An 8139-nucleotide genomic window follows, 5' to 3' on the forward strand; every position below is an offset into this window, starting at 1 on the left:
CCGCCGAGTACGAGCAGTGGGCTGCCCGCCGCCTGGAGGGGGTGAGCGTGGATTACCTGTTCCTGGACGCCTCGTTCTTCCGGATGCACCCCGGCAGCCCGGCCGAGCCGGTGCTGGCCGCCTGGGGGATCAGCACCGACGGCAAACCCATCTTCATCGGCCTCGCGCCCGGGGCCGGGGAATCCACCGACGCGTGGGTCGACTTCCTGGCCGACCTGCGCCATCGGGGCCTGGGCAGTCCGCTGCTGGTCATCTCCGACGGCGCTCAAGGATTGATCGCCGCGATCGAGCAGATCTACCCGAAAGCGTTGCGGCAGAGGTGCCTCATCCACCGGCTGCGGAACGTTCTGGCGAAGACCCCGACCGGGATGCAGGACGAGATCCGCGACGGCTACTGGGCCATCTTCGACACCACCGACCTCGATATCGAACCCGGCCCCGCGCTGGTCGACCTGATCGACACCCGCGTCCGCGCGTTCGCCGAGAAGTACGCCGCCATCTACCCGGCAGCGATGAAGATCCTGCTCACCGACGCCGCCGGACTGAGCGCCTACCTGCGCTTCCCGGCCGAGCACCACCAACGGATCCGGCACTCCAACTTCATCGAACGCACCTTCGGCGAAACCCGCCGCCGCGCCAAAGTCATCGGCCGCTTCCCCGGCGAGACCTCCTGCATCAGCCTGGTCTGGGCCGTCCTGGACCGCGCCTCCGCCGGCTGGCGCGGCCTGGCCATGACCCCCGCCGGCTCACGCCTGCTACACGACCTCCGCCGATCCCTACTCGACCCACCCCGCGAACTACGACCCCGACACGCCCACCAAACCGACGCTGTCACCGCCACCGCGTAACATCAACCCCACGAAACCTGAACCAAGGCCCGCGCGTTTACACCGGAATCTGGACGCCACCACTGTTCGCGCCGGCCGCGCCTGTCGGCTCGATGTCAAACAGGTTAGCGAACTCAAACTTCGGAGCCATTGCGATCACAAAGACCACCAGCGCAACGAGGGCCACGGCCTCGACGGCTACGGCTCTCTGGTCCGCGGCCCTCCCGCCGTAGGGCCCGACAACCCCGAGCGTCGCCACGGTGATGGCAAACATCAACCGCATTGCCTCACCCACGCCGTACAGATGGATCCCAACGAACACGGCATAGCACGCCAGGTAGATCGGCCACCCACTTGTCAGGCCGAACAAGCCAAGAGCCTCAATGTAGCCGCCGATGAACACCGAGATGGCCGCTGGAGCTATGGCGTACTCGATCAGGATGGCCATTCCCGTTGCGAAGCCTCCAAGTGGCCCCAACGCCCGGCGCGCGAAACCATAGCCAGCGCCCGCCACCGGCAGAGCGGACGCAAGCTCGGCCAGACCGAAGACCATGCACGTGTACATGGTCGCCATTAGGACCGTCGCAATGAATAGACCACCCCACCCGCCCTCTGCCAGCCCAAAGTTCCATCCGGCGAAGTCCCCCGAGATCACGTACGCGACCCCGAGCCCCGCGAGCAGGACCCAACCCGCAGCGCCCCGGCGCAACTGGCGATGCTCCAAGTAGTCAGAACTGACCTGCTCGTAGTCGACTCCACGCGCTCGGCGTCGTGCAGTGCTCATGCGGCTCCCTGTCCTCATCGGTACGGCACCTCGCGCCACGCGCGCAAAGGGGCGATGAGGGTGACGCGCGCCACACGCACGTGTCAACCCCCAGGAGGCTTGCGGCCGAGGGCCCCTGCACTTGGGCCTAAAGGATTGTCACCAAACCATTGACATGGCGAGGACCGCACTGCTTCCATGGTCGCAATGGACCGCAGTCAGGCCAAGCCGGCCGCGAGCGGTCCTTGGGACCTCCTCGACTGCAACACGGCGAGGCGGGCACGTCAGCGCAGGCGAAGCCCGGGATGGCGGGGTAGTTCGGGCATCTTGCGAGGGCTGGCACAGCTCGTGTCCTGAGACTAAATCTGGAGCTGAACTCGGTTTGCTAGGACTCACCATTGGCGCGCTTACCGACCATTAGTCGTTGACGCTCGTTCTTGTACCTGAAACACTGTTGGATCGAACACGATGGGAACGCGCCGCGTTCGGACCCCTCAATGGTGTGTTACACGGCCATTGCTTGACGGACAAGCGACGCAGGCCTGCTTACGAAAGGGATGGCTTAGTGACACGGCGAAACGCGCGGCTCTTAAGCGCAGACGAACTCGTAGCCCGTATTGAGGCGGACCTGATCGACACGGTGATCGTGGCGTTCACGGACATGCAGGGACGGCTCCTGGGCAAACGCTTCCACGGTCGGTACTTCGTGGATGTGGTTGCAAAGCATGGCACCGAGGGGTGTAACTACCTACTCAGTGTAGACGTTGATATGAACACGGTTGAGGGATACGCCATGAGCTCGTGGGAAAAGGGCTACGGAGACATGGAGTTCGCCCTCGACTTCGACACAATCCGCGTTCTTAAGCATCTGCCAAAGACCGCGATCATCCAGTGCGACCTAACGTGGCTCGACGAGAGTCCCGTGATCCAGTCGCCACGCACGATCCTCAAAGCGCAGGTTGAGAAGGCAACGCAAGCCGGCTACGTCGCCAAAGCGGGTACCGAGCTGGAGTTCATCGTCTTCGATACAACCTACGAAGAGGCCTGGTCGTCGAACTACCGGGATCTGACACCTTCTAACCAGTACAACGTGGACTATTCGATCCTCGGCACTTCTCGCGTCGAGCCACTCCTACGCGACATCCGTAACACGATGTACGCGGCGGGCATGGATGTTGAATGCGCGAAGGGGGAATGCAACTTCGGTCAACATGAGATCGGCTTCTTGTACGACGATGTCGTTGCTACCGCCGACAACCACTCGGTATACAAGACCGCCGCCAAGGAGATCGCCGCGCAGCACGGCCAAGCGCTGACGTTTATGGCTAAGTATAACGAGCGTGAAGGCAACTCCTGCCACATCCACCTGTCGCTGCGTGGCTTGGAGGACGAGATCGTGTTCTGGCGCGACGGCGCCCGCACACCGCTCTACGACCAATTCATCGCGGGGGTCCTAACGATGATGCGAGACTTTACGTTGCTGTACGCGCCGAACGTCAATTCATACAAACGTTTCGCCGACGGTTCTTTCGCCCCGACCACCGTTGCGTGGGGACTCGACAACCGCTCCTGCGCGATCCGGTTGGTGGGGAAGGGAGCGGGGGCGCGGATGGAGAACCGCGTGCCTGGCGGTGACGCGAACCCATACCTAGCTCTCGCGGCGATGCTGGGCGCTGGCCTCTACGGCATCGAGCACAAGTTGGAACTCGAGCCGGAGTTGACCGGAAACGCGTACACCTCCGACAAGCCAAAGGTCCCGAACACCCTGCGTGAAGCGCGCGACGCCTTCACCACGTCGGCGGCCGCCAGGCAGATTCTCGGCGACGAAGTTGTCGATCACTACACCACCATGGCCGACGTCGAACTCAAGGCCTTTGAAGCGTCCGTCACCGACTGGGAGCTGCGTCGCAGCTTCGAACGCATGTAAGGGAGCCCCCGTGAGCGACACATATACCGTGGTGAACCCTGCGACTGAACAGGCCGTCGCAGATGTGCAAATGGCCGACCTCGCGGCCGTTGATGCCGCAATAGACCGAGCGGCCGCAGCCCTGCCAGCCTGGCGGGCCATCACGCCTGGGGAGCGCGCCACTCTGCTGCGTCGATTTGCTTCGGTTGTCGATGCGCACGTGGAGGAACTTGCCGAACTCGAAGTACGCAATTCCGGCCACACGTGGGGCAACGCGGTGTGGGAAGCGGGCAACGTCCGCGACGTGCTCAACTACTACTCGGCGAGTCCAGAACGTCTGACTGGACACCAGATTCCCGTGGGTGGTGGTGTCGACATAACTTTCCACGAGCCGCTTGGTGTCGTCGGCATCATCGTGCCGTGGAATTTCCCGATGCCTATCGCGGCCTGGGGTTTCGGTCCTGCGCTGGCGGCCGGCAACACCGTCGTCCTTAAACCGGCCGAGCTGACTCCGCTGACCGCCATCCGTCTGGGTGAGTTGGCGCTGATGGCCGGCCTGCCTGAGGGCGTTCTTACGATCGTGCCCGGACGAGGATCGATTGTGGGTGAGCGGTTCGTGACCCACCCGACCGTTCGGAAGGTATGCTTCACCGGCTCGACGGGGGTCGGTAAACGCATCATGGCTGGCTGCGCCGACCAAGTGAAGCGCGTGACGCTCGAGCTTGGCGGTAAGAGCGCCAACATCGTGTTTGCGGACGCCGACCTAGCTAAGGCCGCGGCAGCTGCGCCGTCCGCAGTGTTCGACAATGCTGGGCAGGATTGCTGCGCCCGCTCTCGCATCCTTGTGGAGCGCTCCGCCTACGACGAGTTCGTATCGCTGCTCGAACCGGCCGTGCAGGGCGTCAAGGTACTCGACCCCTCTGATCGCTCCAGCGAAATGGGCCCCCTCATTTCGGCGGCACAGAAGGCCACCGTGCAGGGCTACGTCGACGACGTTGAGGTAGCTTTTTCCGGCTCGCGCCCCGACGGCCCCGGGTTTTGGTTCGCACCGACGGTCGTCTTGACGGACGATCCAAGCGAGCGCATCTGGCGCGATGAGGTGTTCGGTCCGGTCGTGGCGGTGATGCCCTTTGACGACGAGGCGCAGGCAGTTCAACTCGCCAACGACACCGAGTTTGGTTTGTCCGGGTCGATTTTCACGCGGGACGTCGGTCGGGCGCTGCGAGTATCGCGCGCCGTCGAGGCCGGAAACCTGAGCATCAACTCTCATTCGGCCGTGCGCTACTGGACACCGTTCGGCGGGTTCAAGCAATCCGGTCTGGGCCGCGAGCTCGGTCCCGACGCGCCCCACTCGTTCACTGAGGTCAAGAACGTCTTCATCAGTAACGAGTAGTTGGACCCCACCGGCGAGCGGAAGTTGGCGTTCGCCCCTCACGCAACCGTCTCCCCATTATTGGATGATCATCGAAAAGGAAGTGGAAGTCATGGCAGGACGCATCGAAGGCAAGGTCGCCGTCGTTACCGGGGGTTGCTCCGGCATCGGCCTTGCGGTCGTGCAGAGGTTCGCTGCAGAGGGCGCGAAGGTGGTCATCGGCGACGTCGACGACGTAAAGGGGCCCACGATCGCTGAGCAGGTCGGCGGCACCTACGTGCACGTGGACGTTACAGACAAGCGGCAAGTCGACGCACTGTTCAAGACGGCGTTCACCACCTACGGATCGGTGGACATCGCGTTTAACAACGCCGGGATCTCGCCGCCGGAGGACGCCTCGATCCTCGACACCGAACTGGAGGCGTGGAAGCGGGTCCAGGAGGTCAATCTGACCAGCGTTTACCTGTGCTGCAAGGCCGCGCTGCCCTACATGCTCGAGCAGAAAAGCGGCTCCATCATCAACACCGCCTCGTTCGTCGCCGTGATGGGTGCGGCTACGTCGCAGATCTCGTACTCGGCGTCGAAGGGCGGTGTGCTGTCGATGTCGCGCGAATTGGGTGTGCAATTCGCTCGCGAGGGCGTGAGAGTTAACGCGCTGTGTCCAGGACCGGTCAACACGCCCTTGCTGCAGGAACTGTTCGCAACGGACCCGGAGCGTGCCCAGCGCCGACTGGTACACGTTCCGCTCGGCCGGTTTGCTGAGCCCGCGGAGATGGCCAATGCTGTTTTGTTCTTGGCCTCCGACGAGTCAAGCTTTATCACCGCCTCTACCTTCTTGGTGGACGGCGGCATTTCAGGCGCCTACGTTACCCCTGTGTGATGCACCCGGTCATCGGCATATCTGCCGCTCGTGAAACCTCGCAATGGGGGGTGTGGGACGAAGTAGCGGACGTTCTGCCCGCAAGCTATTCGCAGTCTGTGGAACGGGCTGGCGGGGCGCCAGTGCTGCTCCCGCCGAGCGTCCCGCGGGTAGCCGCATCGGTGGTACGTCGGCTGGACGGGCTCGTGATCGCCGGGGGCCCCGACGTGCAGCCGATGAGGTACGGGGAACGGCCGCACGAGCGGACTATGGGCTGGCGCGAGGACCGTGACGCGTGGGAGCTCGCCCTCCTCGACGAAGCCGCCAGGATCAACCTGCCCGTGCTAGGCATCTGCCGAGGCATGCAACTCATGGCGGTGCACGCTGGGGGAGTGCTTGAACAGCATGTGCCTGACCGCGTCGGCTCACAGCAGCACTCGCCGGGTGGGAACTCGTACGGCGACATCGCGGTTGACATCGTTGTCGCCAGCCGACTGGCTCGAGCTATAGGGGCGCGGGGCGCCGTGAGGTGTCACCACCATCAAGCGGTCAGCGCCCATCCGGGCTTCGAACCAGTCGCCTGGGCCGCCGACGGAACCCTGGAGGCGATGGAGGACCCGCAACACCCGTTCCGGCTTGCAGTGCAATGGCACCCGGAGACCCAGGAGGACGCGGGCTTGTTCAGGGCATTGGTCGCAGCCGCGGCGGCGGCTCCTTGATCGGCGTCCTGGTCGCGGTGCGTTCACTCGTCCAGCGAACCAGCTTGACGGGCCCCACGCGCCCTCCTCGCTCCACGGCTCGGCTGGTAGACGTTCGGTGTGCGGCTCAGACGATGGACGATGCTGCGGGAGCGCCGCCCTGCCACGTGAGACCTGCGTTAAGTATTTCCGGGAGCATTAGCGAGCGATGGCACCAAGGTCGCGACTATGGTGACCGAAATGAATGACGAGTCCGCCAACGAGGCCCTGCTCCGACCGGTGCGGTCGGGCAATGTCTTTGAAGAGACCGTCAACCGGCTATTGCAGCTGGTGTGGCTTGGCGTGTACGAGCCCGGTGACGCCCTGCCGCCCGAGCGGGAACTCGCAAGTAAACTGGGAGTGGGCAGGGACACCGTCCGGCAGGCGATCAAGTCACTATCGGACGCGGAATACTTCACCACCAAGCGCGGACGGTACGGAGGGACGTTTTTCGCAGACACGGTGCCGAGGCGCCACTCGACGGTGTCGAGACGTGTGTGGACGCCAGCGGACATTGCTGACCTGCTCGGCATGCGTGAAGTCCTCGAGGTTGGGGCCATCCGGTTGGCTTCGAGGCGAACCCTGACGGCTGTGGAGCGCGACGTGCTGTGGATGCGTCTCAGTGAGGTTGAGCAGGCCGGACCGGACGATTATCGAAGGCTGGACTCTCGCCTGCACCTGACTTTTGCAGAACTGGCAGGGGTACGAACGTTGACCCCACTGTTAGCTGTTGCGGCTCATGAGGTTGGTGTCACCCGGCGCCGTAGGTCGTGAGGGACGGGCAGGTCCCCGGCGGCAAAGATGGAAGTCGACCAAGACAACCGTCGCCGACACGAAGGACCTGCCCTGTGACCCACCGTAATGCTCCGCTGACCCCTCAAGGCCGTCTGCGGTTGGTGCTGCGCTGCCGCCATCGACCGATCGCCCACATCGCCGCCGAAGCAGGCGTCTCCCGCCAGTGCTTGGGCAAGTGGGTGGCCCGCTACCGCGAGCACGGCGAAGCCGGCCTTCACGATCGTTCGAGTGCACCAGCCCAGCGGCCCACCCAGACACCTGTTGCGGTGGTCGAGCAGATAGCGGTGATGCGGAAGAACAAGTGGTCAGCGCGCCGGATCGTGCGCGAACTCGCGGCCCAGGACATCCCCATCTCGGTGGCCACGGTGACTCGGTGGCTACACAAGCTCGGCCTCGCGCGCCTGGATCACCTCGACGTCGACGGCGAACCGCTGCGCAGGCCCGGCACCATCAAGGCCTGGTGGCCCGGGCACATGATCCACATCGATGTGAAGAAGGTCGGCCGCATCCCCGACGGCGGCGGCTGGCGCATCCACGGCATCAACTCCGACCAGGCCCGCGCCGCAGCCAGGGCCACCGCCAAGGCGAAGGCCAGCGGGACCCGGCCGGGCTACGTCTACCTGCACTCCGCAGTCGATGGGTTCTCCCGTCTGGCCTACACCGAGGCCCTCGAGGACGAGACCGCGAAGACCGCGATCGGGTTCCTCTTCCGTGCCCGCGTCTGGTTCGCCGCCCACGGCGTCACCCGCTTCACCCGGATCGTGACCGACAACGGCTCCTGCTATCGCGCCAAGGACTTCACCCGCGCGGTGTGCTCCTTCGCCGCGCGCCATCAGCGGACCAGGCCCTACACGCCCCGCCACAACGGCAAGGTGGAGCG

8 protein-coding genes are annotated in these 8139 nt (G+C 64.3%); 7 read left to right on the plus strand and 1 reads right to left on the minus strand.

Going from position 1 to position 8139, the window contains the following annotated elements; translation table 11 throughout:
- On the plus strand, positions 1-848 hold an 848-nt coding region (locus BN11_RS19195; RefSeq protein WP_048696203.1), incomplete at its 5' end, for an IS256 family transposase.
- Between the two features lie 37 nt (positions 849-885).
- Here BN11_RS19195 and BN11_RS19200 read toward each other — a convergent pair.
- On the minus strand, positions 886-1611 hold the full coding sequence (locus BN11_RS19200) for a permease (RefSeq protein ID WP_201329312.1): 726 nt from the start codon (positions 1609-1611) through the stop codon (positions 886-888).
- A gap of 544 nt (positions 1612-2155) precedes the next feature.
- Between BN11_RS19200 and BN11_RS19205 the strand changes: the two genes are divergently transcribed.
- The 6 genes from BN11_RS19205 to BN11_RS19230 form a co-directional block, all read left to right on the plus strand.
- Positions 2156-3517, plus strand: coding sequence for a glutamine synthetase family protein (locus BN11_RS19205; RefSeq protein WP_048699970.1), 1362 nt, complete (start codon positions 2156-2158; stop codon positions 3515-3517).
- Positions 3518-3527: 10 nt separating this feature from the next.
- Positions 3528-4889, plus strand: coding sequence for an aldehyde dehydrogenase family protein (locus tag BN11_RS19210; protein ID WP_201329313.1), 1362 nt, complete (start codon positions 3528-3530; stop codon positions 4887-4889).
- Positions 4890-4980: 91 nt separating this feature from the next.
- Positions 4981-5748, plus strand: coding sequence for a 3-oxoacyl-ACP reductase (locus BN11_RS19215; RefSeq protein WP_048702000.1), 768 nt, complete (start codon positions 4981-4983; stop codon positions 5746-5748).
- Positions 5748-6446 (plus strand): gamma-glutamyl-gamma-aminobutyrate hydrolase family protein, encoded by a 699-nt coding sequence (locus BN11_RS19220; RefSeq protein ID WP_048702002.1) that lies wholly within the window; start codon positions 5748-5750, stop codon positions 6444-6446. The genes BN11_RS19215 and BN11_RS19220 overlap by 1 nt, the downstream gene beginning before the upstream one ends.
- Positions 6447-6665: 219 nt before the next feature.
- A complete protein-coding gene (locus BN11_RS25680; protein ID WP_201329314.1) occupies positions 6666-7238 on the plus strand; it encodes a FadR/GntR family transcriptional regulator in 573 nt (190 codons plus the stop codon).
- A gap of 74 nt (positions 7239-7312) precedes the next feature.
- The coding region (locus tag BN11_RS19230) for an IS481 family transposase (protein ID WP_048701642.1) at positions 7313-8139 on the plus strand (827 nt) is incomplete at its 3' end.

It is taken from the genome of Nostocoides australiense Ben110, from assembly GCF_001050535.1.
GTDB lineage: Bacteria > Actinomycetota > Actinomycetes > Actinomycetales > Dermatophilaceae > Nostocoides_A > Nostocoides_A australiense.

What these genes read in the sequence shown, in the direction of transcription:
- BN11_RS19220 (WP_048702002.1), top strand. Translation starts at nt 5,748, where the DNA reads ATGCACCCGGTCATCGGCATATCTGCCGCTCGTGAAACCTCGCAATGG.
- BN11_RS19215 (WP_048702000.1), top strand. Translation starts at nt 4,981, where the DNA reads ATGGCAGGACGCATCGAAGGCAAGGTCGCCGTCGTTACCGGGGGTTGC.
- BN11_RS25680 (WP_201329314.1), top strand. Translation starts at nt 6,666, where the DNA reads ATGAATGACGAGTCCGCCAACGAGGCCCTGCTCCGACCGGTGCGGTCG.
- BN11_RS19200 (WP_201329312.1), bottom strand. Translation starts at nt 1,611, where the DNA reads ATGAGCACTGCACGACGCCGAGCGCGTGGAGTCGACTACGAGCAGGTC.